The sequence below is a fragment of the Streptomyces celluloflavus genome, from assembly GCA_000720995.1.
In the GTDB taxonomy this organism is placed as follows: domain Bacteria; phylum Actinomycetota; class Actinomycetes; order Streptomycetales; family Streptomycetaceae; genus Streptomyces; species Streptomyces celluloflavus.
The window spans coordinates 53,630-78,797 of record JOEL01000009.1 but is presented as its reverse complement, the minus strand read 5'-3'; the positions used below and the strand labels follow the sequence as shown (position 1 = coordinate 78,797).

Annotated in this window: 18 protein-coding genes and 2 pseudogenes; 6 read left to right on the top strand and 14 right to left on the bottom strand. The window is 71.6% G+C overall.

Annotated elements, in window-relative coordinates; translation table 11 throughout:
* Positions 1–140: 140 nt before the first annotated feature.
* From IH09_RS36910 to IH09_RS10400, 5 genes and pseudogenes are all read right to left on the bottom strand, one after another.
* Positions 141–2,293: pseudogene (locus IH09_RS36910) on the bottom strand (SpoIIE family protein phosphatase).
* An 806-nt stretch (positions 2,294–3,099) separates the two neighbouring features.
* The gene (locus tag IH09_RS10415) at positions 3,100–3,783 is read right to left on the bottom strand and encodes a class I SAM-dependent DNA methyltransferase (protein WP_052855855.1); all 684 of its coding nucleotides are present in this window, start codon (positions 3,781–3,783) and stop codon (positions 3,100–3,102) included.
* Between the two features lie 276 nt (positions 3,784–4,059).
* The gene (gene fomD, locus IH09_RS10410) at positions 4,060–4,848 is read right to left on the bottom strand and encodes a cytidylyl-2-hydroxypropylphosphonate hydrolase (protein WP_240150864.1); all 789 of its coding nucleotides are present in this window, start codon (positions 4,846–4,848) and stop codon (positions 4,060–4,062) included.
* Between the two features lie 56 nt (positions 4,849–4,904).
* On the bottom strand, positions 4,905–6,335 hold the full coding sequence (locus IH09_RS10405; RefSeq protein ID WP_052855854.1) for a class II fumarate hydratase: 1,431 nt from the start codon (positions 6,333–6,335) through the stop codon (positions 4,905–4,907).
* 286 nt (positions 6,336–6,621) lie between these two features.
* Positions 6,622–8,310 (bottom strand): fumarate hydratase, encoded by a 1,689-nt coding sequence (locus IH09_RS10400; protein WP_052855853.1) that lies wholly within the window; start codon positions 8,308–8,310, stop codon positions 6,622–6,624.
* Between the two features lie 169 nt (positions 8,311–8,479).
* On the opposite strand from IH09_RS10400, the gene IH09_RS10395 reads away from it, so the two are divergent.
* Together IH09_RS10395 and IH09_RS10390 are read left to right on the top strand one after the other, a co-directional pair.
* Positions 8,480–9,388, top strand: coding sequence for a DUF1707 SHOCT-like domain-containing protein (locus IH09_RS10395; protein WP_052855852.1), 909 nt, complete (start codon positions 8,480–8,482; stop codon positions 9,386–9,388).
* Between the two features lie 172 nt (positions 9,389–9,560).
* Entirely contained in the window at positions 9,561–9,920 is a 360-nt protein-coding gene (locus IH09_RS10390) for a WhiB family transcriptional regulator (protein ID WP_052855851.1), read from the top strand.
* 177 nt (positions 9,921–10,097) lie between these two features.
* Here IH09_RS10390 and glpX read toward each other — a convergent pair whose 3' ends face one another.
* Positions 10,098–11,129 carry a class II fructose-bisphosphatase gene (gene glpX / locus IH09_RS10385; RefSeq protein WP_052855850.1) on the bottom strand — a complete coding sequence of 344 codons (1,032 nt, stop codon included), beginning with the start codon at positions 11,127–11,129 and terminating at the stop codon, positions 10,098–10,100.
* Positions 11,130–11,342: 213 nt separating this feature from the next.
* On the opposite strand from glpX, the gene IH09_RS10380 reads away from it, so the two are divergent.
* Entirely contained in the window at positions 11,343–11,906 is a 564-nt protein-coding gene (locus IH09_RS10380; protein WP_094791635.1) for a DUF4245 domain-containing protein, read from the top strand.
* 166 nt (positions 11,907–12,072) lie between these two features.
* Here IH09_RS10380 and IH09_RS10375 read toward each other — a convergent pair whose 3' ends face one another.
* The 4 genes from IH09_RS10375 to IH09_RS10360 all read right to left on the bottom strand — a co-directional run bounded on the left by IH09_RS10375 (position 12,073) and on the right by IH09_RS10360 (position 16,203).
* Positions 12,073–12,666, bottom strand: coding sequence for a malonic semialdehyde reductase (locus tag IH09_RS10375; RefSeq protein ID WP_052855848.1), 594 nt, complete (start codon positions 12,664–12,666; stop codon positions 12,073–12,075).
* Positions 12,667–13,029: 363 nt separating this feature from the next.
* Positions 13,030–13,332: an exodeoxyribonuclease VII small subunit gene (locus IH09_RS10370; RefSeq protein ID WP_052855847.1), complete on the bottom strand. Its 303-nt coding sequence runs from the start codon at positions 13,330–13,332 to the stop codon at positions 13,030–13,032.
* Between the two features lie 10 nt (positions 13,333–13,342).
* On the bottom strand, positions 13,343–14,578 hold the full coding sequence (gene xseA / locus IH09_RS10365) for an exodeoxyribonuclease VII large subunit (protein WP_052855846.1): 1,236 nt from the start codon (positions 14,576–14,578) through the stop codon (positions 13,343–13,345).
* 128 nt (positions 14,579–14,706) lie between these two features.
* The gene (locus IH09_RS10360) at positions 14,707–16,203 is read right to left on the bottom strand and encodes an APC family permease (protein WP_052855845.1); all 1,497 of its coding nucleotides are present in this window, start codon (positions 16,201–16,203) and stop codon (positions 14,707–14,709) included.
* Between the two features lie 92 nt (positions 16,204–16,295).
* On the opposite strand from IH09_RS10360, the gene IH09_RS10355 reads away from it, so the two are divergent.
* Positions 16,296–17,318, top strand: a complete 1,023-nt coding sequence (locus IH09_RS10355) for a 4-hydroxy-3-methylbut-2-enyl diphosphate reductase (RefSeq protein WP_052855844.1) — start codon at positions 16,296–16,298, stop codon at positions 17,316–17,318.
* Between the two features lie 97 nt (positions 17,319–17,415).
* Positions 17,416–18,318, top strand: a complete 903-nt coding sequence (ppgK, locus tag IH09_RS10350) for a polyphosphate--glucose phosphotransferase (protein ID WP_052855843.1) — start codon at positions 17,416–17,418, stop codon at positions 18,316–18,318.
* A 61-nt stretch (positions 18,319–18,379) separates the two neighbouring features.
* On the opposite strand, the pseudogene IH09_RS39750 reads toward ppgK, so the two are convergent.
* Positions 18,380–18,670 (bottom strand): annotated as a pseudogene (locus IH09_RS39750) (DUF6542 domain-containing protein); the annotation flags it as partial.
* A gap of 638 nt (positions 18,671–19,308) precedes the next feature.
* Between IH09_RS39750 and ychF the strand changes: the two are divergent.
* Positions 19,309–20,397, top strand: coding sequence for a redox-regulated ATPase YchF (gene ychF / locus IH09_RS10345; RefSeq protein WP_052855842.1), 1,089 nt, complete (start codon positions 19,309–19,311; stop codon positions 20,395–20,397).
* A 401-nt stretch (positions 20,398–20,798) separates the two neighbouring features.
* On the opposite strand, the gene IH09_RS10340 is transcribed toward ychF, so the two are convergent.
* From IH09_RS10340 to brxD, 3 genes are all read right to left on the bottom strand, one after another.
* Positions 20,799–21,539: a DUF3800 domain-containing protein gene (locus tag IH09_RS10340; protein ID WP_052855841.1), complete on the bottom strand. Its 741-nt coding sequence runs from the start codon at positions 21,537–21,539 to the stop codon at positions 20,799–20,801.
* A gap of 96 nt (positions 21,540–21,635) precedes the next feature.
* The gene (locus IH09_RS10335; RefSeq protein ID WP_052855840.1) at positions 21,636–23,774 is read right to left on the bottom strand and encodes a DEAD/DEAH box helicase; all 2,139 of its coding nucleotides are present in this window, start codon (positions 23,772–23,774) and stop codon (positions 21,636–21,638) included.
* Entirely contained in the window at positions 23,774–25,096 is a 1,323-nt protein-coding gene (gene brxD, locus IH09_RS10330; protein ID WP_052855839.1) for a BREX system ATP-binding protein BrxD, read from the bottom strand. Before brxD ends, IH09_RS10335 begins: the two co-directional genes overlap by 1 nt.
* Positions 25,097–25,168: the final 72 nt, after the last annotated feature.

The window sequence follows — 25,168 nt, the reverse complement described above, 5'->3', positions numbered from 1 at the left end:
CCTCCCGTCCGGTCGACTGGAGTGGGGGTCGTTATGTCCCTTATATCCATGATGCAGTCAACTATGCCGACCGTCCGTCGGCAACAGCATGGGCCCCATCCGATGACGGACGGGGCCCATACGACGAGGCGGTGCGGCGGTCAGCCGCGACCGGCTCCCGGCGGCATCGACAGCTCGAACCAGACGACCTTGCCCATGCTCAGCCGGGTCGCGCCCCAGCGCCGCGTCATGCGGTTGACCAGGTACAGCCCCCGCCCGCCCTCGTCGGACGGCCGGGCCTGGCGCAGCCGCGGCAGCTGCGGCACATCGTCCCCGACCTCGCAGCGCAGCACATCGGTCCGCAGCAGCCGCAGCGTGATCGGCCGCTCCGCATACCGCACCGCGTTCGTCACCACCTCGCTGACCAGCAGCTCCAGCTGATCGGTCAGCTCCTCCAGACCCCAGCGCGACAGCGCCCGGCGGGCCAGCCGGCGGGCCTGCCCGGCCGTCTGCGCCTTCGGGTCCAGATACCAGTACGCGACATCGCTGGGCGCGATCCCGTCGAACCGGGCGGCGAGCAGCGCGATGTCGTCATCGCGGTCGCCGGGACCCAGCATGTCCAGCACCTCGTCGCAGAGCGGCTCCAGCGGCGGCGGATTGGGACCGGTCAGCCGGGCCGTCTCCGTCAGCCGCTCCCGCAGCTGCTCGATACCGGTCCACACGTCCCGGATCCGCGACTCCACCAGACCGTCGGTGTAGAGCACGAGCGTGGCACCCGCCGGGGCGTCCAGCTCCACCGCCTCGAAATCCACCCCGCCGACCCCGATCGGCGCGCCCGCCGGTACCCGCAGCACCTCCGCCCGGCCGCCCCGATGCAGCATGACGGGCGGCGGATGCCCCGCGTTCGCGATGACGATCCGGTGCGCGACCGGGTCGTAGACCGCGTAGAGGCAGGTCGCCATCCGGTCCGAGCCCAGCCGCTGCGCCTGCTCGTCGAGGTGGTGCAGCACCTCCTGCGGCGGCAGGTCCAGCCCTGCCAGCGTCTGCGCCGTCGTCCGCAGCTGCCCCATGATCGCGGCGGAGGTCATCGAATGCCCCATGACATCGCCGACCACCAGCGCCACCCGGCTGCCGGGCGCGGGATCGCGTCGTACCAGTCACCGCCCACCCGCGCCGTCTCGGCGGCCGGCAGATAGCGGCTGGCCAGCCGCACCCCGGTCGGCTGCGGCAGCGAGTCCGGCAGCATCGTGCGCTGCAGCGCGTCCGCGATGTACGCCTCGCGGCCGTAGAGCACCGCCTTGTCCACCCCCAGTGCGGTGTGGGTCGCCAGCTGCGCCGCCACCAGCAGATCGTCCGGCTCGAACGCCGGACGGTCCGGTGTGCGCAGGAACACCGCCGCGCCGATCACCCGCCGGCGCCCGCGCAACGGCGCCAGGACCACCCGGTGGCCGCCGGGCAGCCGGGTGTCCGCGCCCAGCAGCTCGGGCAGCGCCGTCCGCGCGGCCTGCGCCTCCCCGAACAGCGGCCGCACCCCGCGCAGTACCTCCGCCAGCGGGCCGCCGGGCCGCACCTCGGCCAGCTCGGCCGCGCTGCCGCCCATCGCGGGACCCAGGTCCGGCTGGGCGGGCAGCACCGGCATCCGCACACCGTTGGTGTCCGGCTCCTCCGGGATCCGGTCGGTACGGCGCAGCCGCAGCACCACCGGGCCGGTCGGCCGCTCGTCGCCCACCGGCAGCGGGTCGCGCAGATACACCAGGATCGCGTCGGCGAACGTCGGCACCGTCGCCCGGCACAGACCGAGGACGATCTCGTCGAGGTCTATCCCGCGCGCGATCCGCCGGGTCGCCGCCCCGATGAACCGCAGCCGGTCACCGCCCGCCTGCCGGGCCGCCGCCAGCTCGCCGCTCTCGCCCGGCTGCGGCGGATGCGCCGACCGGGCCGGCCCGCCCGCCGGGGACCGCTCCCCGGCCGCCTGCGGGGGCACGGGCGCCCCGGTGGGCTCCCCGGCCGACCGGCCCGCGCCGCCGCCGCGTCCGCCCGGCTCGCCGCGGGGGCCGGACGGCTGCTCACCGCGCGGCCGGGACCGGTCCCGGCCGCCCTCGCGCGGGCGGCCGACGCCCTCACCGACCGGGCGCGGGCCCTGGCCGGGCGCCGGATCCTGATCCGGACGCGGATTCTCACCCGGTTCGGGCGCCTCCGCCCGGCCCACCGCGCCGGGTGCGGCGGGCCGGGCGGTACGGCGGCCGGACGCCGCCCGGCCCTCGCCGCTCGGCGCCCCGGTCGCCGCCCGGATGGCCCGGGTGGCCGCCACCACACCGCTCTCCCGCTCCTGGCCCGCCGTACCCGGCGCGCCGTCCCGGTCCTGGTCCGGCGCGCCGGACGGCCGGCCGGTCACCGGCACCTCCCGCGCACCACCGGGCCCGTCCTGCCCGGCCACCGCGCCGTGCACACCGGCATCGGGGCCGTCGGGGCCGCCGCCGTACGCACCACCGGCGTACGGGGCGCCGTACGGACCGTCGGCCGGTACGGGATGCTGCCCGGACGGCTCGTGCCGCACGGCGGCGTGCCCCGCGGCGCTGTGATCCGTCCCGCCGCCGTCCGCCGCGGCGTGCTCCGCTTCCTCGCGAGCTGCCGCAGCACGGCCCGCCACATCCTCTGCCACCGCATCACGCTCCACCGCGGCGTGCTGATCCGCCGCATCGGGCTCCGCCGGGCCGTGACCCACGACCGGCTCATCCTCCGCCCGCCCGTCGGACGGTCCCGCCGACGCCGCGAGCGCCGCCCCGGCACACCCGGACGAACCCGCGCGGCCGGCGCCCTGCGGACCGTACCCGCCGCCGGGCACGCCGCCCGCCGGGCCGCCGCCGGTGCCGCCGTCATCCATGGACACGGCGAACCCCGTGCCGGGCAGCGGCGCGCACCCGGGCGCGGCCGGCTGCTGGAGGGCGCTGCGCGGGTCCGGGACCGTGCCCGGCGGCGCCGCCGTCCCGGCCGGCCCCCGCGCAGGGGACGCCGAGGGCGCGGCAGGCGGGGCCGGCTGCCGCGATTCGTGGGAGGTCGGGTGCTCCGTCACGCGTGGGATTCCATCCGTCCGGGGCTGCGCGCCTGACGCGCTGCGTGTCAAGCGCGTCGCAGGTGCACAAAGAGCTGGATCTCGGGTGGTACGTCCGTACTCGCCGGGGCATACGCATACGAGTCCTCCCCGATGACGTCGAAACCCGCGTCGCGCACGACCCGGCGCAGGTCGTCCCGCAGGTAACCCGATACCCGGATCGAGTTGCCCAGGAACGGGATGGTGAAGTCGTCCACGTCCGCCTCGACCATCGACAGGGCCAGCAGCCCGCCCGGTCGCAGCAGATCATGCAGCATCCGCAGCGCGCACGGAATCTCCGCACGCGGCAGCATCAGCAGGGAGAAGAACGCGGTGATGCCGTCGAAGGAGCCGGCGCCGCCGAGTCTGCCATTGCGCAGATCGGCGATGTCCAGCCGGTGGAACTCGGCGTCCGGGGCGTTGTCCCGGGCCAGCTTGACCATGGTGGGGGAGAGATCGACCCCCACCACCCGGTGCCCGGCGTCGGACAGCTGACGGGAGGTCGGCTGACCCGTACCGCATCCGAGGTCCAGCACGCGCGAGCCGGCCGGCAGCGCGCCGGCCAGCCACTCGCCCGAGGCGAGCTGACCCTCCTTGTGCGGGAACGCCTCGTCGTACCGGTCACCGATCGCGTCGAACGCCTCGGCCTGGCCGGCCCGGTCGAGTGCTAACCGGTTCAGGCCCTCGTATCCGTCGTAGCTTGCAGCGCTCACGACCTCGCCCCTCCTGCGACCGCGGTCAAGTTCGGTTTCCAGTTCTGGAGTTGCGCCTGTGCAGTCTTGTGGAGGACGATCCTACGTTTGAAGCCCCCCGGCGCAGCAAGGGGGATCGGGAGTGTCTTGTGGATCAGGGCGACGGTACGCCGTCCGACCCGGCCCAAGACATCCCCGGCCCCGCTCCGCACGGCGCGAGAACCAGCTTTGCCCATAGCGCACCTTTCCACGGTTCGCCGGTTCACTCACCGTCCTTTGCCGCACTTCACTCGCTCACTACCGCAAACCCTCCGGCGCGCGGTCCGCCCGCGTTCCCGTGGCGTGATCCCCGGTCCCCGGGAACCGGTCCCAGTGCTCCGGGAGCGGGGGCACCGGCCAGGCCGGATCGGGCCGCCAGCCCTCCCAGCCGTCGCCGAACGGGCCCTCCCACGCCGCGATACGCGCGAGCGCGGCGCGGCCGGCCGCCCGGACCCCGGCGGCCTGCCCGGCCGTCATCAGCCCGTCCCGCTGCGCCTGCGCGAACTCGTCCTCGTCGCGCCACTCCCAGTGCCGGTCCGGATAGACGCAGATATCGAGGAAGTGGTCCTGCGAATCGACACCGCCCGCCCAACGGCGGTGCGGCTCCTCCAAGTTGACGTACCAGTTCTTGAAGCGCCAGCCGCGCTCCCAGAACAGCCACACCGACCACGGATCGCCGGGCCGGGCCAGTTTCAGCACCCCGGTGCCGAACCAGTGGTCGCGGACGGTCCGCCGCGGTCTGGTGTAGCGGGTGGCCAGCGGCTCGCGGTGGACGGGCGTCCCGTCGGCGATCACCGGCTTGACGCAGCTGGTGCCGGGCGCCATCCACACCGCGAGCAGCTCCTCGGTGTCCTGGACCACGGTCACCGGACGACAGATATGGATCCGGTCACCCGCGGCGTTGTCGCGGTAGCGCCACAGGATGTGCTCCCCGGGTGCCCAGCGCGGCCGCCCCGCGGCGCCGGACACCGCGTGCCGCGGGGTACCGGCCGTGCCGCGGGGACCGACCGCCCCGCCGTCCGCCGTATCCACCATGTCCGCTGTCATGCACAGATCTTAGGGGCGCGGGGTGACGCGCGCCGTGACCTGAACCGCACCGGGCGTTACGGACGCGTCATGCTCAGCACATCCAGCGCTTGGTCCAGCTGTTCCTCGCTGAGCAGTCCGCGCTCGACATAGCCGCCCTCGATGACCACCTGACGGATGGTCTTCCGCTCGGCCAGCGACCGCTTGGCGACCTTCGCCGCCTCCTCGTACCCGAGGTACTTGTTGAGCGGGGTGACCACCGACGGCGACGATTCGGCGTACTCGCGGGCCCGTTCGGCGTGCGCGGTGATGCCGTCGACCGTGCGGTCCGCCAGCAGCCGCGAGACGTTGGCGAGCAGTCGGACGGATTCCAGTACGTTCCTGGCGATGACCGGGAGCATCACGTTCAGCTCGAAATTGCCGGCCGCGCCCGCCGTCGCCACCGTCGCGTCGTTGCCGGTGACCTGGGCCGCGACCATCAGCACGGCCTCCGGGATCACCGGGTTGACCTTCCCCGGCATGATCGACGAGCCGGGCTGGAGGTCGGGCAGGCTGATCTCGGCGAGGCCGGTGCGCGGGCCGGAGGCCATCCACCGCAGATCGTTGGCGATCTTCGTCAGCCCGACCGCGATGGTCCGCAGCTGACCGCTGGTCTCCACGATGCCGTCCCGCGCGCCCTGCGCCTCGAAGTGGTTGCGGGCCTCGGTCAGCGGCAGCCCGGTCGCCCGCGCCACCTCCGCGATCACCGCGGCCGAGAAACCGGGCGGGGTGTTGATACCGGTCCCCACCGCCGTGCCGCCCAGCGGGAGTTCGGCCAGCCGCGGCAGCGAGGCCCGCAGCCGCTCGACGCCGTAGCGGACCTGTGCCGCGTACCCCCCGAACTCCTGGCCCAGCGTGACCGGCGTCGCGTCCATCAGGTGCGTCCGCCCCGACTTCACGACCTCCGCGAACTCCGCGGCCTTCCGCTCCAGCGAGGCCGCCAGATGCTCCAGCGCCGGGATCAGATCCCGGGTGACCGCCGCCGTCGCCGCGATATGGATCGAGGACGGGAAGACGTCGTTGGAGGACTGACTGGCGTTGACGTGGTCGTTGGGGTGCACCTCCCGCCCCAGCCGCTCGCTCGCCAGCGTCGCGACGACCTCATTGGTGTTCATGTTGGACGACGTACCGGACCCGGTCTGGAACACGTCGACGGGAAAGTGCTCGTCCCAGCGCCCCTCCGCGACCTCCCCGGCCGCCTCCTGGATCGCCCCCGCGACCTCCGCGTCCAGCACCCCCAGCCCGGCGTTCACCTTCGCCGCCGCCGCCTTGATCCGCGCCAGCGCCTCGATATGCGCCCGCTCCAGCCGCTGCCCGGACACCGGAAAGTTCTCCACCGCCCGCTGCGTCTGCGCCCGCCACTTCGCGTGCGCGGGCACCCGCACTTCCCCCATCGAGTCGTGCTCGATCCGGAACCTGTCCGAACCGTCCGAGCCACCGAAGTCACCGGAATCGCTGTGTTCGCTCATGTCTATGAGAGTGCCTGGGAGGGGGGATCTGTTCCCGGGGGCGGCCGGATGACCTGGGTGGCGTATCCGCGGGCAGGGGTGGAACAGCTCCGGCCGCAGCTGCGGCACCGCGTCGGGGGAGTATGCGACGTTCTTTGTCTCTTTGGCTCAGCCGGGTACGGCCGGGGCCGCCGGCCCTTGCCGCGCCGAAAGTACGGGGTACGCGGAGTCGCCGAACCCGCAACGGCCGTCACCCGCGAGTCAGGCGGGTGACGGCCGTGCGTGGTGTGCGGGTGTGGCGTGCGGGCTACGCCCCCCGTCGCACCGGAATGCTCGTGAACGTCGGTGCCGGTGCCGGGTCCTGGAAGAAGTCGTTGCCCTTGTCGTCGACGACGATGAAGGCGGGGAAGTCCTCGACCTCGATGCGCCAGACCGCCTCCATGCCGAGCTCCTCGTACTCCAGGACCTCGACCTTCTTGATGCAGTCCTGGGCGAGGCGGGCGGCCGGGCCGCCGATGGAGCCGAGGTAGAAGCCGCCGTGTGCGGCGCAGGCGTCGGTGACCTGCTGGGAGCGGTTGCCCTTGGCGAGCATGATCTTCGAGCCGCCGGCCGCCTGGAACTGCTCGACGTACGCGTCCATCCGGCCCGCGGTCGTCGGGCCGAAGGACCCGGAGGCGTAGCCCTCGGGCGTCTTGGCGGGGCCCGCGTAGTAGACCGGGTGGTCCTTGAGGTACTGCGGCATCTCGTCGCCCGCGTCCAGCCGCTCCTTGATCTTCGCGTGCGCGATGTCGCGGGCGACGACCAGCGTGCCGGTCAGCGAGAGCCGGGTCTTGACCGGGTGCCTGGTCAGCTCGGCCAGGATGTCGTCCATCGGCCGGTTGAGGTCGATGCGTACGGCGTCGAGGTCGGGGCCCGCGCCCTTGGTGAGCTCCTCGGCGGTGGTCTCCGGGAGGAAGCGCGCCGGGTCGGTCTCCAGCTGCTCCAGGAAGACGCCCTCGGCGGTGATCTTCGCGACGGCCTGGCGGTCCGCGGAGCAGGAGACGGCGATGGCGACCGGGCAGGACGCGCCGTGCCGGGGCAGCCGGACGACCCGGACGTCGTGGCAGAAGTACTTGCCGCCGAACTGCGCCCCGATGCCGATCTTCTGCGTCAGCTCGAAGACCTTCTGCTCCAGGTCCTTGTCCCGGAAGCCGTGGCCGGTGGGGGAGCCCTCGCCCGGCAGCTCGTCCAGGTAGTGCGCGGAGGCGTACTTGGCGGTCTTCATCGCGTACTCGGCGCTGGTGCCGCCGACGACGATCGCCAGGTGGTACGGCGGGCAGGCGGCCGTGCCGAGCGAACGGATCTTCTGCTCCAGGAACTTCATCATGGCGCCCTCGTTGAGGACCGCCTTGGTCTCCTGGTAGAGGAACGACTTGTTGGCGCTGCCGCCGCCCTTGGCCATGAAGAGGAACTTGTAGGCGTCGCCGTCGGTCGCGTACAGCTCGATCTGGGCGGGCAGGTTGGAGCCGGTGTTCTTCTCGTCCCACATGGTCAGCGGGGCCATCTGCGAGTAGCGCAGATTCAGCTCGGTGTAGGCGTCGTAGATGCCGTGCGAGAGGGCCGCCTCGTCACCGCCCTCGGTCAGCACCTGCTGACCGCGCTTGCCCATCACGATCGCGGTGCCGGTGTCCTGGCACATCGGCAGCACCCCGGCCGCCGCGATATTGGCGTTCTTGAGCAGGTCGAGCGCGACGAAGCGGTCGTTGGCACTGGCCTCGGGGTCGTCCAGGATCTTGCGGAGCTGGGCGAGGTGGGCCGGGCGCAGATAGTGCGAGATGTCGTGCATCGCCTCGGCGGCCAGCTTGCGCAGCGCCGCCGGTTCGACCTTGAGGAACGTACGGCCGTCGGCCTCGAAGGTGCTCACACCCTCCGAAGTGACCAGGCGGTACGGGGTGTTGTCCTGGCCTACCGGGAGCAGATCGGTATAGGCGAATGCGGTGCGGGAGGCGGGGGGCATGACGGGCGTTCCTCACTCGACGGGGGCTTCGGCTGGCAGCTGCGGCAGCGCCAGAACAGCGTAGAACCCTGGCGGACGGCCGCCGCTGTGAGGTAAGGCTCAGTTCGCGGACAGCCGGACTTTCCCGTTCCCCTAGTCGCGATCTATCGCGTTTCGCTAGGCTGGGGTGGTGGACAGCGCAGACAATCGGAAGTCGAACTCCTCATCCCCGGCCGTACCCCTCGACAAGCGGGACGGGCAGCCGGTGAATCCGGTCCGGCCCGTGGCCGAGGCGGCGGCGCCCCCGGGGGCGGCCGGGGGAGACCTCCGCGCCTCCGACGCCGACCGCGACCGGATCGCCGAGATCCTGCGCGAGGCGCTGGCGGAGGGCCGGCTGGATCCGGAGGAGCACGCCGAGCGGATCGACGTGGTCTACCGCGCCAAGACCCTGGGCGAGCTTGAGCCCGTCGTGCGCGACCTGCCCGCGGCGGGTACGGCGAGCCGTCCGCAGTCCGCCCCCGTGGCGGCCCCGTCCGGCGGCGGCGCCACGGGCCCGGACCAGAATCTGGTGGCGGTCTTCAGCGCCTCGACCCGTAAGGGCCGCTGGCAGGTGCCCGCGCGGATCAACGCCGTCGCGATCTTCGGCAGTGTGGAGATCGATCTGACCGAGGCGCTCTTCCCGCAGCAGCAGATACAGATCAACGCCACCTCCATCTTCGGCAGCGTGGAGATCCGGGTGCCGGAGAACGTCACGCTGCGCAGCAACGGCTCCGGTGTGCTGGGCTCCTTCGAGGTCGAGACGCACGAGGCGGGGGACGACGACGCCCCGCTGGTGATGGTCAACGGTTTCGCCGTGCTGGGCAGCGTCGAGGCCAAGCCCCGGCGCGGCGCCTGGATCCGCGATCTGCGCGACCGGTGGCGCGAGGAGCGGCGCGAGCGGCACACTCAGCTGCGGGACGACCGGCGGGAGCTCCGCGACGAGTTGCGCGACCAGATGCGGGACGCCCGGCGCGAGCGGCACGCCGTGTGGGACGACCACCGGGACCTCCGCGATCGGCTGCGGGACGCCCGGCGCGAGCGCCGCGACCGCTACCGCTGAGGGGTGCGGCGGCCGGCGCGGCGGCTGCCCGATCGCCACCGTATGCATAAGCGTGCGTACAGCGGGTAGGGCTGGTGCATCGTCTCTCGTACGGCTGCGGGGTGCGAAAAGTCGTGCGCAGCGAGACGGACAAGGGTGATTTTCTCGCCGAAGCCGTCGTCAGGAGTAGACCGTGCTGCTACCGCATCAGCCCCGGCAGGACGCCACTGTCGTTCCGCCTCAGCGAGTTCCCGCTCGCGCCGAGGCCGGCCCCTGGCATTCGGAGGCGGTGTGCCGTCGGGATGAAGCCGGGCTGTTCTTCGCCCCGTCCAAGGAGCCGACCGCCGCCCGCCTGGCCAGGGAGGAAGCCGCCAAACGGGTCTGTGCCCGCTGTCCGGTGATGGTCGAGTGCCGGGAGCACGCACTCCTCCAGCCGGAGCCGTACGGCGTCTGGGGCGGGCTGACCGCGGCCGAGCGCCGGGTCGTGCTGGCCCGTCGCCGGCGGCGGGAGGCCGAGCTCCAGCGCGCGGCCCATATGCCCGCAGCGGGCTGACCGCGGCTCCGCCGCCACGCCGCCCGCGCTGTCGTTCCGCCGACCGTACGGACCGGACAGGTCGGTACGGCACTTCGCCCCCGCCGGAGATCCTCCGACGGGGGCGAAGTGTGTGTACGCAACGGCCGCTGCCGGAGTACCGAGTGCGTGTCCGCACCGGCCCGGCGCCCGTACCGGCTAGCTGGGGCGCTCGAAGTCCACCGAGCTGTACGCGCGGAGCTTGGAGAGGCGATGCTCGGAGTCGATCTGGCGGATCGTGCCGGACTTGGAGCGCATCACCAGGGACTGGGTGGTGGCGGTCTCGGCGCGGTAGCGCACCCCGCGCAGCAGATCGCCGTCGGTGATACCGGTGGCGACGAAGAAGACGTTGTCGCCGCTGACCAGATCGTCGATCTGGAGGACCCGGTCGAGGTCGTGGCCGGCGTCGAGGGCGCGCCGGCGCTCCGCGTCGTCCTTGGGCCACAGCCGGGCCTGGAGGGTGCCGCCCAGGCACTTGAGCGCACAGGCCGCGATGATGCCCTCCGGGGTGCCGCCGATGCCCAGCAGCAGGTCGACGCCGGTGCCCTCGCGGGCCGCCATGATCGCGCCCGCGACATCGCCGTCGGAGATGAACTTGATCCGGGCGCCGGCCTCCCGGACCTCCTTGACCAGGCCGTCGTGGCGGGGCCGGTCCAGGATGACGACGGTGACGTCCTCGACGGCGGACCGCTTGGCCTTGGCGATGCGGCGGATGTTCACCGCGACCGGGGCGGTGATGTCGACGAAGTCGGCGGCCTCGGGGCCGGTGGCGAGCTTGTCCATGTAGAAGACGGCGGACGGGTCGAACATCGAGCCGCGCTCGGCGACGGCCATCACGGAGACCGCGTTGGCCATGCCCTTGGCGGTCAGCGTCGTACCGTCGACCGGGTCCACGGCCACGTCGCACTCCGCGCCGGTCCCGTCGCCGACCCGCTCGCCGTTGTAGAGCATCGGGGCGTTGTCCTTCTCGCCCTCCCCGATGACCACGACGCCGTTCATCGACACGGTGTGGATCAGGGCCCGCATGGCCTTGACCGCCGCACCGTCCGCGCCGTTCTTGTCGCCCCGGCCGACCCAGCGGCCCGACGCCATGGCGCCGGCCTCGGTCACCCGGACCAGTTCCAGGGCGAGGTTGCGGTCGGGGGCCTCGGGGCTGACCTCGAGGGGGGACGGGAGATGATGCTCGGTCATCGAGCGCACCTTTCTGTACGGCGACGGCCGGAAATGGTGAGGTTTTGTCTCTGACTTTATCGGTACCGCGCGAAAATGAGCAGGGGGCCCTACGCATGAGCGGCGTCAAGGCCGCCCGCCCCCGGCCCGTACGGCCTGGTGGGAGCCGTGTGCGTGCGATCGGCCGGGCAGTCGGGGGACCTGCCCGGGGGGTCCGTCCGGTGCGCGGGGGGCATGGGGGACGATAGGTGCGTGGCAGGTACGCGAGGCAAGCAAACGGTGCGGGACATGATCCTGTCGCTGGCGGCGATCGGTGTCGTCGTCGCGGCGGTCTATTTCTTCATCCCGCACAACGACAGTCCGTCCGCCGAGCAGAAGGCGGTGCAGACGGTCGACTACCGGGTCGAGGTGGCGACGGCCCGGCGCGCGGCGCCGTACCCGGTCGCCGTGCCCAAGGGGCTGCCCGAGAGCTGGCGCGCCACGTCCGTCTCGTACAAGGCGAGCAACGACGGCAAGGGCGGCGCCTGGCACCTGGGCATGCTGGACCCGGAGCAGGAGTACGCGGCGATCGAGCAGAGCGACGCGCCCGCGGCGAAGTTCATCAAGGACGTCACGCTGGGCGCGGAGAAGGCCGAGGGCAAGCAGGCCGTCGGCGGCGCGAAGTGGGACCGCTACAAGGGCGAGAAGTACAACGCCCTGGTCCGCGAGGAGCCGGGCGTCACCACGGTCGTCACCGGCACCGCACCGTACGGCAGGCTCGCGGAACTGGCCGCCTCCCTGGAGGCGAAGAAGGGCTGACGGGGGAGGGGCGTACGGGCCGGTGCCGGTCCCGTACGACAACGGGGATCCCGTACGACAACGCGACGAGGCCGCCGCACCCGGGAGGGGTGCGGCGGCCTCGTCGTCCGTGGTGCCCGTGGCCGTGCCCTCGGCATGGCCGGTGGGCACGGCCGGTGGGCGGGGCTCAGACGGTGGCGACGGCCTCGTCGAAGGCCAGGCGCGGCGAGCGCGGGAAGAAGGCGTCGGCGCCCGGCTTGCCGATGTTGATGACCAGGAACGACTTCTGCTTGCCGTCGCCGAAGAAGTCCTTGTCGATGCCGCCGAAGTCGAAGCCGGTCATCGGGCCGGCGGCCAGACCGGCGGCGCGGATGCCGAGGATGAGGTAGCCGGCCTGGAGCGTGGCGTTCAGGGAACCGGCCGCCTCGCGGGTGGCGAGCTCGGAGAAGAACGCGTCCTTGACGCCGGGGGCGTGCGGGAAGAGCGTCGGCAGCTTCTCGTGGAAGTCGAGGTCCACGGAGAGCAGCACGGTCAGCGGCGCGCTCAGCGTCTTCGGGCCGTTGGCGCCCATGGCGTGGTTGACCAGGCGCTGACGGGACTGCTCGGAGCGGATCAGGGTGATGCGCAGCGGCGACTGGTTGAAGGCGGTCGGTGCGTACTTCACCAGGTCGTAGATGGCCTGGATCTGCTCATCCGTCACCGGCTCGTCCGTGAACGTGTTCGCGGTCTGGGCCTCGCGGAACAGGAGGTCCTGAGCGGCGGCGTCAAGGGTGAGAGACATGGGGGCACCTCGGGTTCAACTGGGTTTCAGGGGGCTTTTCGGTCCTGCGGGCGGCGCCTGGGGGGGGCGTCACGGGACCACTGTAGCGGAGATGTATTAACTTTCAACTAAAACGGCGCCAGCTGTGAGTGTGTTCACATGCCATTCATCTTTGGGTGGCCGTGGAGGTGAGGGGCGCGCGGAGGGAGCGGTGAGGTGCCCGCGTGCGGGAGGTGGACGCATGCAGGGGAGGGGCGCATGCGTGAAGCGCCCGTGTGGGGTGTGCGTGAGGTGGCCGCCCGGTGGTGCACCATCGCCGCGCCGGGGTCGCGTACGCCGCTCCGGCGGTCCCCGGCCGGGGACCGCTCCGCGCCCTGCCCGCCGTTACGCGCGCTCCCCGCCCTCCCCCGCCGCGCCCGTCGACTCCGCCAGCGCCGCGTCCAGCCGGGCCCGCGCGCCGTCCAGCCAGCGCCGGCAGACCTTCGCCAGCTCCTCGCCGCGCTCCCACAGCGCGAGCGACTCCTCCAGGGTCGTGCCGCCCGCCTCCAGGCTGCGGACGACCTCGATCAGCTCGTCCCGCGCCTGCTCGTAGCCGAGGGGGGATTCCGCGGATGCCGCCTCGGCCCGCGCGCCGGCCGCCGCCCCCTGCTCCGCCTTCGCCGCGTCGTCCGTCTTCGCCTTCGCCATGTCCCCCACCCTATGCGGGGGGTGTGACAGCGCCCGGGACGCCGGCCACCCGCACCCGGAACTCGCCCTCCGCCACCCGGGCCCGCAATTCTTCGTCCGCGCCGACCTCCGACGGTGCGCGCACCGCCGTCCCGTCCGGCTTCTGGAGCACCGCGTAGCCGCGCTCCAGGGTCGCCTTGGGGGAGAGCGCGACCACCCGCGCCAGCGTGTGCGAAAGCTCCGAATCCGCCCGGTCCAGCAGATGCCCCAGGGTCCGCCGGCCGCGCGCCAGCAGCGCCGCGACCTGCTCCTCGCGGTCCTCCACCATGCGCTGCGGCCGCTCCATCGACGGGCGGTGCAGCGCCGCCGCGAGCCCCCGCTCCTCGCGCTCCAGGAACCCGGTCACCGCCCGCAGCGCCCGCTCCCGCAACTGCTGGATGCGGGCCAGCTCCTCGCCGACATCCGGGACGGTCTTCTTCGCCGCGTCGGTGGGCGTGGACGCGCGCAGGTCGGCGACGAGGTCCAGCAGCGGGGTGTCCGGTTCGTGGCCGATCGCGGAGACGACGGGTGTACGCGCCGCGGCCACCGTCCGGACGAGCCGCTCGTCGGAGAACGGCAGCAGGTCCTCCACGCTGCCGCCGCCCCGCGCCACGATGATCACGTCCACCTCGGGCAGCCCGTCCAGCTCCTTGACCGCCTCGATCACCTGCGGCACCGCATGCACCCCCTGCACCGGCACATTGCGCACCGCGAAGCGGACGGCGGGCCAGCGCAGCCGGGCGTTCTCCAGCACATCGCGCTCGGCGGCGCTGGCCCGGCCGCAGACCAGCCCGATCAGCTGCGGCAGGAACGGCAGCGGCTTCTTGCGGTCCGCCGCGAACAGCCCCTCGGCCGCCAGCGACTTCTTCAACTGCTCCAGCCGCGCGAGCAGTTCACCCACCCCGACCGGTTTGATCTCGGCGGCCCGCAGCGACAGCTGGCCGCGCGGGGCGTACCACTCCGGTTTGGCGTGCACCACCACCCGGGCGCCCTCGCTCACCACGTCGGCGACCTTGTCGAAGACCTGGCGGTAGCACGTCACGCTCAGCGAGATGTCGTGCGACGGATCGCGCAGCGTCAGGAAGACCACGCCCGCGCCGGGGCGCCGGGAGAGCTGGGTGATCTGCCCCTCGACCCATACCGCGCCGAGCCGGTCGATCCATCCGCCGATGAGCCGGGACACCTCGCCGACCGGGATCGGCGTCTGCGGGGACGTAGTGACAGCCATACGAGGGAGCGTAGCGGCGGGCACCGACAGCGCCCCGCCGCCCGCGGCCGACGGGGCGCGCCCGGCCCCGCCCCGTACCGGCCCCGTACCTGTGCCCGGCTCCTGTGCCGCCCCCGGCCGCCCGGCCGTCAGCCCCGCGCCGCCGCCCGCCGGCCCGTCCCGTACTGCACCGCGAGCACCACCAGCCCCACCGCCAGCCAGATCCCACCCACGACCTGTGCCGTCCCGGACGCCTCGACGATCACCGCGATCACCACCGCGAGCCCCAGCAACGGCACCACCACATGCCGCAGCACGCTCGGCACCTCGGCCCGCTTGCGGACGCGGAACCAGCCGATCACCGACGCGTGCAGCAGGCCGAACGCGGTCAGCGCCCCGACGTTGACGACCGACGACAGATGGTCCAGACCGTCCGGCCTGCGGGCCGCCCACACCGCCGCCACCAGCGTCACCACGGCCGCGCCCAGCAGCGCCCGGCGCGGCACCCCGCTCCCCGCGTCCACCTTCGACATCGCCCCCGGCAGCCGCCGGTCGCGCGCCATCGCGAACAGCAGCCGGCCCGCCGCGGCCTGCCCAGCCAGCGCCGCGAAGGCCGCGCCGATCGCCTTGCTCACCGCCACCAGGTCGTGCAGCCAGCCGCCCACGGCCGAGTCGACGGTCGCGTAGAACGCGGCGCCCTGCTCCGCCGGCCGCGCCGCCAGCTCCGCCGCGCTCATCGGTGCCAGCAGCGCCGCCAGATAGGTCTGCACGACGAACAGCACACCGGCCACCGCCAGACACGTGAGCACCGCACGGGCCACCCGGTCCGACCCGCGCAGACCGCGGCCCCCAGTGCCCTTGCCCCTCTTATCGCCCTTCCCGCCTTTTTCGCCCGCGCCGTCCCCGTCGCCCGGCGCGCCCTTCGCCTCCTCCGCGAACGACGCGATCGCGTCGAAACCCAGATACGACAGCACCGCCACCGACACCGCGGCGAGCACCGCGTCGACCGAGAAGCCGCCCTCGCCGGTCAGCGGAACGGCCCAGCCGCGCTGCGCACCATGGGCGATCAGTTCGACGACCGCCGCCACCACGAACACCGCCAGTACCGCGATCTCCATGGCCAGCACCGCGAACCCGACGATCGCCGCGGTCCGGACGCCCCACAGGTTCAGCAGCGTGGTGACGACCACTGCGATCGCCGTCCACACCCACTGGTCCACGGACGGCACCAGGGCGTGCATGGCGATCCCGGAGAACAGATACGCCACCGCCGCGATCAGCAGATAGTCCAGCATCGCCATCCAGCCGGCGACGAACCCCGCGCCCTCGCCCAGCCCCACCCGGGCGTAGGTGTAGACCGACCCGGCCTGCGGGGCGACCCGCACCATCTGCGCGTACGAATAGGCGGTGAAGGCCATCGCGACCGTCGCGATCAGGTAGACGAGGGCGATGGCGCCGTGCGACTTGGCTTGCAGCGTGCCGAAAATACCGACCGGTGCCATCGGGGCGATGAACAGCAGTCCGTAGACGATCAGATCCCGGAAGGTCAGCGTCCGCCGCAGTGAGCCGCCGGCGCCGCTGCTGCCGGTACGCGCACCCCCGCCGCCCGTCTCGTCGCCGCCGCTGTCGCCGATCGTGCCCGGCATCGTGCCTCCTTGGTGCGTCCGCCCCCAGTCTGGGTCACCGGTGCGCGCTCCGGCTGTCGGTGTACGGCCGTACGATGGGGCGCATGAGTGCTATGGCCAGCCCGTCGCCCGCCGCCACCCCGAGCGCGGACGCGCCGCGCCGCGATGCCGCCCGCCGGGTCCTGCTCGCCGCCCCTCGTGGCTACTGCGCGGGCGTGGACCGAGCCGTGATCGCCGTCGAGAAAGCCCTTGAGCAGTACGGCGCGCCGGTCTACGTACGCCACGAAATCGTGCACAACAAGTACGTCGTGAAGACCCTGGAGAAGAAGGGCGCGATCTTCGTCGAGGAGACGGCGGAGGTGCCCGAGGGCAACATCGTCATCTTCTCGGCACACGGCGTCGCCCCGGTCGTCCACGACGAGGCCGAGCGCGGCAAGCTCGCCACCATCGACGCCACCTGCCCGCTGGTCACCAAGGTCCACAAGGAAGCCGTCCGGTTCGCCAAGGACGACTACGACATCCTCCTCATCGGCCACGAGGGCCACGAAGAGGTCGTCGGCACCAGCGGCGAGGCCCCCGAGCACATCACCATCGTGGACGGTCCCAAGGACGTGGCGGACGTCGAGGTCCGCGACCCGGACAAGGTCGTCTGGCTCTCCCAGACCACGCTCTCCGTCGACGAGACCATGGAGACCGTCGACGCCCTCAAGGGCCGCTTCCCCAATCTCCTCTCACCGCCCAGCGACGACATCTGCTACGCCACCCAGAACCGCCAGGTGGCCGTCAAGCAGATGGGCGCCGAGGCCGACCTCGTCATCGTCGTCGGCTCCAAGAACTCCTCGAACTCCGTCCGGCTGGTCGAGGTCGCCCTCGGCGCGGGCGCGCGCGACGCCCATTTGGTCGACTACGCCGAGGAGATCGACGAGAGCTGGCTGGCGGGCGTGACCACGGTCGGCGTCACCTCCGGCGCCTCGGTCCCGGAGATCCTCGTCAGCGGCGTCCTGGACTGGCTCGCCCAGCGCGGCTACGACGACGTCGAGACCATCACCGCCGCCGAGGAGTCCATCACCTTCTCGCTCCCCAAGGAGCTCCGCCGCGACCTGCGCGCCGAGGCCAGGTCGGCCGTCGAGGGCTGAGCCGGCGGGCGGTCCCCGGGCCGCCTCAGGGTCGGTCCAGGGGCGCGTCGGGGTGATCCCGGGGGCGATCGGCCCGCTCCGCGCCTAGCCTTTTCCCATGAGGGTCTTCGGCGTGGACATCGGCGGATCGGGCATCAAGGGTGCCCCGGTGGATCTGGAGCGCGGCGATCTCGCCGACGACCGCTACAAGGTGCTGACCCCGCACCCGGCCACCCCGGAGGCGGTCGCGGACTGTGTGAAGCAGGTCGTGGACCACTTCGAGTGGTCGGGGCCGGTCGGCGCGACCTTCCCCGGCGTGGTCACCGGCGGCACGACCCGTACGGCCGCCAACGTCGACCCCGGCTGGATCGGCACGGACGCCGCCGCCCTGCTCACCGGCCGCCTGGGCGGCGAATCCGGCGGCTGTCCGGTGACGCTGCTCAACGACGCGGACGCGGCCGGCCTGGCCGAGATGAGCTTCGGCGCGGGCCGCGGCCGCACCGGCACGGTCATCGTCCTCACCTTCGGCACCGGCATCGGCAGCGCCGTCTTCCGCGACGGCCGGCTGGTCCCCAACACCGAGCTGGGCCACCTGGAGCTGCACGGCCACGACGCCGAGAAGCGCGCCTCGACCAAGGCCAAGGAGGACGAGGAGCTGGACTGGCAGCACTGGGCGCACCGCGTCCAGAGATACCTCGCCCATGTGGAGATGCTCTTCTCGCCCGAACTGTTCGTGATCGGTGGCGGGGTGAGCCGCAAGGCGGAGAAGTTCCTCCCGCTGTTGGAGGGCATCAGGGCCGAGATCGTGCCGGCGCAGCTTCAGAACAGTGCGGGGATCGTGGGCGCCGCGATGGCTGCGCAGGCCGCTCGGACTGCCGGGCCGGCTGCCGCGGACGGCTCCCCGGCTCCGCCTGCCGCGGCTCCCGGTCCGCAGTCCGCTCGCCCGGCCGGCTCCGGCCCTGCCCGGGGCGCCGGCCCTGCGGTCGACTCGCCGGTCGGCTGGCCCGACGCCGGACGATGAGCACCGTCTTGCGGACGAGCGTCAGCAGCGCGCAGACCAGCGTGCCCGCGTAGAGCCAGCCCGCGTTCAGCGCGAGGACGGTGAAGACCCCGATCAGCATCCCGCCGAACCCGCCGGAACCGCGCTGGATCGGCAGCGTTCCCACGGCGAACGCGATGGGCAGCGAGACCGGCGCGGTGATCAGGTCGTACGGCCGCACCCACAGCGCCGCGCCCACGCCGACCAGCATGAAGAAGACGCCGTACGCGGTCTGCGAGCCGCCGAGGAACAGCGTGTCCAGACAGCCGAACGCGAACAGCGCGAGGGTGGCCAGCAGCCAGCAGCCGAAACCGGTGAGCTTCGGCGCGGGCATCCGGCGCAGCAGGGCACCGAGCGGCGCCAGCAGGCCGCGCCGCCGCCCGTAGACGGTCGAGGTCTCGGCGCCGTCGGTCTCGGCGTACGGATCCTCGTCCGGCTCCGGCCCGGGAACGTACGGTCCCTCCGCCGCCCGGCCGTCCGCAGGCTCCTCCCGTTCCCGCTCCCGCTCCGGCGCTTTCTCCCGCGCCGGTGGTGGTGCGGGGCGCTCGGGGATGCGTACGGCGGGGCGGGCGGGACGGGCCGGCCGGGCGGGCGTGCGGGTGGCGGCCCGCGCCGGGGCGGGGGCCGATGTCAGCCCGGCGGCCTCCATCGCGGACCAGTAGTCGCTGTCGGGATCGGAGACGGCGGCCTCCGCGGGGCGGGGCAGCCGGGCTTCCTGGCCCGCGCCCGGCCGGTCGCGCCGCGGCGGGCTGTGCTGATGTGTGCGCGCTTCGTGTTGCTCCACTCGCCAACGGTAGGCCGCTAAGTGGGATTAATAGGTCATGAGACACGCGGTTTCGCCAGCCGGGCCCTCCGTTCGGTGTACGGCCCCGGGCTGAGCGGCCGAACCCGGCCGCCCCGTAGACTGGTGGATCGGCCCCTCAGGGAGCCGACCCTTCGCCCTCCACCTCCTCGCTCCGGGAAGTCGCCACCGTGTCGCTCACGATCGGAATCGTCGGTCTGCCCAATGTCGGCAAGTCGACCCTGTTCAATGCCCTGACCAAGAACGACGTGCTGGCGGCCAACTACCCGTTCGCCACCATCGAGCCGAACGTCGGCGTCGTCGGCGTCCCGGACCCGCGTCTGGCCACCCTCGCCGGGATCTTCGGTTCGCAGAAGCTCCTCCCGGCGACCGTCGACTTCGTCGACATCGCGGGCATCGTCCGCGGCGCATCCGAGGGCGAGGGCCTGGGCAACAAGTTCCTCGCGAACATCCGCGAGTCGGACGCGATCTGCCAGGTCATCCGCGCCTTCAAGGACGAGAACGTCGTCCACGTCGACGGCAAGGTCTCGCCCAAGGACGACATCGAGACCATCAACACCGAGCTGATCCTCGCCGACCTCCAGACCATCGAGAAGGTGCTGCCGCGCCTGGTCAAGGAGTCCCGGATCCAGAAGGACAAGGCGGTCCAGGTCAAGGCCGTCGAGGCGGTCAAGGCCATCCTGGAGGAGGGCCGCACGCTGTTCTCCGCCGGTATCACCAAGGACACCGAGCAGGGCGAACTCCTCCACGACCTGCACCTGCTCACCACCAAGCCGTTCCTCTACGTCTTCAACGTCGACGAGGACGAGCTGGCCGACGAGGACTTCAAGACCGAACAGCGCGCGCTGGTGGCCCCCGCCGAGGCGATCTTCCTCAACGCCAAGCTGGAGTCCGAGCTCGTCGAGCTCGACGACGACGAGGCCCTCGAACTCCTCCAGTCCGTCGGCCAGCAGGAGCCCGGCCTCGCCACCCTCGCCCACGTCGGCTTCAACACCCTCGGCCTCCAGACGTACCTGACGGCCGGCCCCAAGGAAACCCGCGCCTGGACCATCAAGAAGGGCGCCACCGCCCCCGAGGCGGCCGGTGTCATCCACACCGACTTCCAGAAGGGCTTCATCAAGGCCGAGGTCATCTCCTTCGCCGACCTCGTCGAAACCGGCTCCGTAGCCGAAGCCCGCTCGGCCGGCAAGGCCCGCATGGAGGGCAAGGAGTATGTGATGCAGGATGGGGATGTGGTGGAGTTTCGGTTCAACGTGTAGCGGCTGACGTAACACCACTTCTCTGATCTGGCAAACATGCAGGTCAGGTGGGGTCCGACCTTTCGTGGTCGGGCCCTTTGTGTTTTCCCGTGCTGGGATAGCTGACCGCTTGTCACCTGTCGTCATCCTTGGTCATCCGTACCGTGCTGGGATTGTGCTGGGGCGTGGATGGGTTGCCGGGTGCTGAGATTGAGCCGGCGTAGCGCTTGCCTCGTCTGCCTTCCCGTCCCTGGTCCGCTTAGCGTTGGGCGCCGCGATATGTCCCGATCCGCACACCCCGAGAGCCGAGGAGACGCACACTGCCGCCGGACCGTGGACCGTGCTAGCCTGCGCAGCAGGGACGTCTTCAAGTAGCGACGCCCGGTTCGCCTCAGGCCCCGCGTATGCGGGGCCTTTGTGCATCACGAGCCCTGCTGGTCATCCCCTGGACCATGCTGCTCACACTCTTCGTGCACCACCCGACCGGCCACGTATGACCACAGTCGCTCACTCGTCTGCCGCGCCCGCGGGCTGGAGTCCTGGCCGGAGGCAAGCCTGCGGTACAGGTAGGCGACGAGGTCCGCGGCCTGGAGCAGGCGGCTCGCGCGGGACGGGGCGAAGTGGATTGTGTCGACGATCTCCGGGAGGCGGTTGCCCCCTATCCCATCGATGCCGTCGCGCTGGTAGAGGCGGAAGTGCTGCTGGTGCTCGGTCGCCCCGTCAACCTCGTCGGCGATGATCAGCGTCCACTGCCCGTAGGCGCGCGCCTGATCGTTGACGCAGCTCAGTAGATCCTTCAGGACTCGCTGGTGGGGCGACACGGGCAGTTCCGCCCGAGACGGGTACCGCTCCAGGTTCAGACCCCTGATGATGATCTGCACGTCATGCGCACCGATCGCCTTGAGTGCATCACCGTAGACACCGATCCGGGCGCGCACCATGTCACCTTCCTTGGTGCGCATGGCTGCCCAGTCTTCCCTGGCCTGCAGCAGCGCGTGTCCGTGGAGTTCGGCGGACTCATCGACTGGGTATGACTCCGCCGCCTTGCGGACCACCGCGTCGAGAGCACGCTGCAGCGGACGCACATGATGCTCGGTGATGACCAGAGCCACCATCCAGTAACGCTGGCGGTCGTACGACTCGTCGACATAGGTCAGTAACACCGGGTGATTGTGGCACACAAGTTCTGTAGGGCACGCCCTTGTTGATCCCAGGGCTGGAGGCTCCCGTGGGGGGACTCCCCTCAAGGGCTTCGGCAGTTATTGCCGTGTCTCCCAGCGCACGGCCTCGTCGAGGACGGACCGGGCGCCGTCGAAGTCCGCCAGGCGAGCGGCCACAGTGCGTGCGGCGAGGCGCTCGGGGAGGGCGGCCGAGAACTTCAGGCCCTGTACGGCACGGGGGTTGACCTCAGGCAGGACCAGGTGGTCGGCGAGGTCGGTGCGGGTTGCCTGCCAACTCTGCGGTGTCGTTGCCGCATTGAGACGGATCCGCTCGTCGTCGGGTTGTTGTACGGGGTCGGCAAGGGCCCCGAGGGATGCGATGAGGGTGGCGTTGGCGCGGAAGCCGGCCCAGGTCCACCACTCGAGCTTGTGGCCCTCGCGGCGTAGGAGCGTCCCACGCGTGGTGACGTGCGAGGCTCGGTTCTCGCGGAGTTCGGCGAGGCGTGCTTGTGCACGCCGGGTGAGGCGGGCGGGTGGGTCCGCTCCGAGTAGTACGTCACGCATGGCCCGGGTGAGCGGGAAGGATAGGCCGCTGAGCCCGTAGCTATCCCAGCGGGCGCGGCCACCGCCGTCGGCGGGTTCGACGAAGGTGCGCCTGCGACCGAAGTCAATATGCCCGACTTGCCAGCTGCGTCCACCTAGGAGCAACAGGCGCGGCCCTTCACGCTGTTCGAGGAGGAGTTGAGGGTCGATGGTGCCGAGATCCTTGCGGCCGAAGTAGACGGTGAACTGGGGCGGGGCGGTGAAGGCCGCGGTGAGGGCCATAAAGTGGCGGCGGCCGAAGTGCTTCTCGGCATGAGGGCCGATGAAGAGCAGCCCCTCGTCACTTTCGAGGAAGCCTTCGCCGATCAGGTACTTCATGATCGGTGTCGCGCTCTTGTCGAAAGGTGCGAGACCGTTCCACTCCTCGCACCAGGTTCGATCGCCGAGCGTGTGCTGCTGCAGGGCGGCCGCGAGAATCTGCTGGGCTACGAGGTGACGCGGCTGCGGCGGCGGGACGACGGGCTCGACCCAGTGGCGGCCCCACAGCAGGAGCAGTGCCGCGGCTTTGAGGAGGGTGGGTTCCTCGGTGGCGAGAAAGAGCGCGTTGCGTATGGTTCCGGCGCGCCGTCCTGTGCGGCCCAGGCGCTGCAGGAAGGCGGCGACAGTGTCAGGGGCGCCGATCTGGATGACGCGATCCAAGTCGCCGACATCGATCCCGAGTTCGAGGGTCGAGGTGGAGACGATCACGCAACCGCGGGCCTCGGCGAAAGCCTCTTCGGAGCGGCGCCGCTCGTCGAGGGAGAGGGAGGAGTGAGAGAGGTACGTCGTCACGCCGCGGATGCGCAGCTTCTCGCCGAGCTCCTCGACCTGAGCGCGGGAGTCGCAGAAGACGAGACGCTTTTCGCCGCCGTGGAGGAGCGAGATGAGCTTGGCTGCATTATCGAGAGAGCCCACATAGTCGAGTTCGATGTCGCCAGGCGGTGGGGGGCTTCCCTCGGGAGCTGTGAGCTGTACACCGGGTGCGACGACGCGGCCGGCGCGCTCGTGCGGTCGTGCCCCTTGCAGCCAGTGCAGCAGGTCTTCGGGGTTGCCGACGGTGGCGGACAGGCCGATGCGCTGGATGCGCCGGCTCGCGAGGCGCTCGAGGCGTTCGAGCACGGCGAGCAGGTGCCAGCCACGGTCGTCCGAGGCGAAGGCGTGCACCTCGTCGACGACCACAGCCCGCACCCCGCCGAGCATGTGCTTGTGGTCGGTCTTCTCGCTGATGAGCTGCGCTTCGAGAGATTCGGGGGTGGTCAGGAGAATGTCAGGGCCTTCGACCCGCATCCGTTTGCGGGCGGATTCCCTGGTATCGCCGTGCCACAACCCCGCCGTACGGCCGAGCCATCCCGCGTAGGTCTCGAGGCGCGGTTCGAGGTTGTTGAGGAGTGCTTTGAGGGGGGCGAGGTAGAGCACCGAGGTGCCCTGCCAGTCGCTGTTTTCCATGGCCGCGAGCAGCGGGAAGGAGGCCGCCTCGGTCTTGCCGCCCGCGGTGGGGGCGAGCAGCACGGCGTCCTCGCCGTCCATCAGCGGGTCGATCGCGGCCTTCTGTAGGGGGCGCAGGTCGGGCCAGCCGAGGGTGTTGACGACGTGGTGCAGGAGTACGGGATGCAGGCGATCCACTGGATCTGGACGCTCCGCCCGGTCCGATGCCATCACAGCTCCAGGCCGATGTCGTCGGCGGCCGCCGCGTTACGTTCCACATCGGTCAACTCATTCCTGGAAACGGTGAGTTGGTAGTGGACCCGTGGGTCGAACTCCTCAAACTGGTCGATTCGGTCGAGGACGTCCCCGACGAGCTTCTTCAGGAAGATTCGCGGGGCGACGCCGACCTTCCTGCCCAGGTGCCCGCCGACGGCCTTGGCGAGGTCGTCGATGTACGCCTCGTCGGCCACCTCCCGGATACGTACCGGATCGCCTGCTCCGGCGGCGTACAGGTCCCGGACCTTCAGCCCGAGCTGGACGAGGCGCTCCCCGGTGAAGCCCGGCAGCCGGATCTGTACGGCGCGCGGGTTGTCGAAGCGCGGGTCGGTCGAGAAGTCGGTGGCGAGCCGCTGTGCGAGGGGGGCGAGCCGCTGCACGCCCTGCGGCCCGTCGTAGAAGGCCGGGGTGCCGGTGATCACCAGATAGAGGCCGGGGAACCGGCCGGAGTGCACCTCGTCGATGAGCTGGCGCAGCGCGTTGAGAGCCTTGTCGCGGGCGTCGGAGCGGACCCGCTGCAGCGTCTCCACCTCGTCAAGAACGACGACGAGGCCGGCGTGACCGGTGTCACGTAGGACGATGAGGAGTCCCTGGAGGAACCCGAGGGCCCCGAAGTGGTCGAGGTCACCACGCACCCCGGCCGCCTTGCGCGCCGTGGCGGACACGTGCGGCTGCCCGCCGAGCCAGGCGAGGACGGCGGCGGCCGACGTATCGTCGCCGGCCTCGAGCGCCTGCCGGTAGCCGCGCAGCGCGGCGGCGAAGGCCGGTGCATGCCGGGAGACCTCGGCGAGCCGTGCCGACATCAAACGGTCCACGGCGTCGGCGAGCGCGTCCTCGGCGACACCGTCGGCGAGGGCGTCCTCCTCCAGTGCGTAGAACCAGCCGTCGACGACCTGCTGAAGCGCGCTGGGCGGGAAGGCCGAGGTGGTGAGCCGCTCGATGAGCCGCCGGTAGACGGTTTCGAGCTTGTGCAGCGGCGTCTCGTTCTCCGACACCTGGATCTCACAGACGGCGAACCCGCGGGCCTTGCCCCGCTCGGCGAGCCACCGGGTGAAGAACGTCTTGCCGGAGCCGTACTCGCCGCGCACCGCTTTGAAGACGGAGCCGCCGCCCGCGACGGTTGCCAGCTCCTCGTCCAAGGCGAGGGTGAACCGGTCGAGGCCAGTCGCGAGCAGATCGAGCCCCTGCTCGGGCACGGCTCCCCGCCGCAGTGCGTCCACGACGCCTCGCCGCCGTACGGCGCTGACCTGACCACGTACGTCATTCACAGGCGCCATCCTCGCAAACCTGACCCTCCGGCTGTCCGGGAGTCGGTGTGCGCGAGGGACTTCGGTACCGCGGTCGCAGGG

Coding starts and splice junctions, on each gene's coding strand:
- fomD (WP_240150864.1), bottom strand. CDS start 4,848: ATGACAGCGGACATGGTGGATACGGCGGACGGCGGGGCGGTCGGTCCC.
- IH09_RS10405 (WP_052855854.1), bottom strand. CDS start 6,335: ATGAGCGAACACAGCGATTCCGGTGACTTCGGTGGCTCGGACGGTTCG.
- IH09_RS10400 (WP_052855853.1), bottom strand. CDS start 8,310: ATGCCCCCCGCCTCCCGCACCGCATTCGCCTATACCGATCTGCTCCCG.
- glpX (WP_052855850.1), bottom strand. CDS start 11,129: ATGACCGAGCATCATCTCCCGTCCCCCCTCGAGGTCAGCCCCGAGGCC.
- IH09_RS10380 (WP_094791635.1), top strand. CDS start 11,343: ATGGGGGACGATAGGTGCGTGGCAGGTACGCGAGGCAAGCAAACGGTG.
- IH09_RS10375 (WP_052855848.1), bottom strand. CDS start 12,666: ATGTCTCTCACCCTTGACGCCGCCGCTCAGGACCTCCTGTTCCGCGAG.
- IH09_RS10370 (WP_052855847.1), bottom strand. CDS start 13,332: ATGGCGAAGGCGAAGACGGACGACGCGGCGAAGGCGGAGCAGGGGGCG.
- xseA (WP_052855846.1), bottom strand. CDS start 14,578: ATGGCTGTCACTACGTCCCCGCAGACGCCGATCCCGGTCGGCGAGGTG.
- IH09_RS10360 (WP_052855845.1), bottom strand. CDS start 16,203: ATGCCGGGCACGATCGGCGACAGCGGCGGCGACGAGACGGGCGGCGGG.
- IH09_RS10355 (WP_052855844.1), top strand. CDS start 16,296: ATGGCCAGCCCGTCGCCCGCCGCCACCCCGAGCGCGGACGCGCCGCGC.
- ppgK (WP_052855843.1), top strand. CDS start 17,416: ATGAGGGTCTTCGGCGTGGACATCGGCGGATCGGGCATCAAGGGTGCC.
- IH09_RS10335 (WP_052855840.1), bottom strand. CDS start 23,774: ATGGCATCGGACCGGGCGGAGCGTCCAGATCCAGTGGATCGCCTGCAT.
- brxD (WP_052855839.1), bottom strand. CDS start 25,096: ATGGCGCCTGTGAATGACGTACGTGGTCAGGTCAGCGCCGTACGGCGG.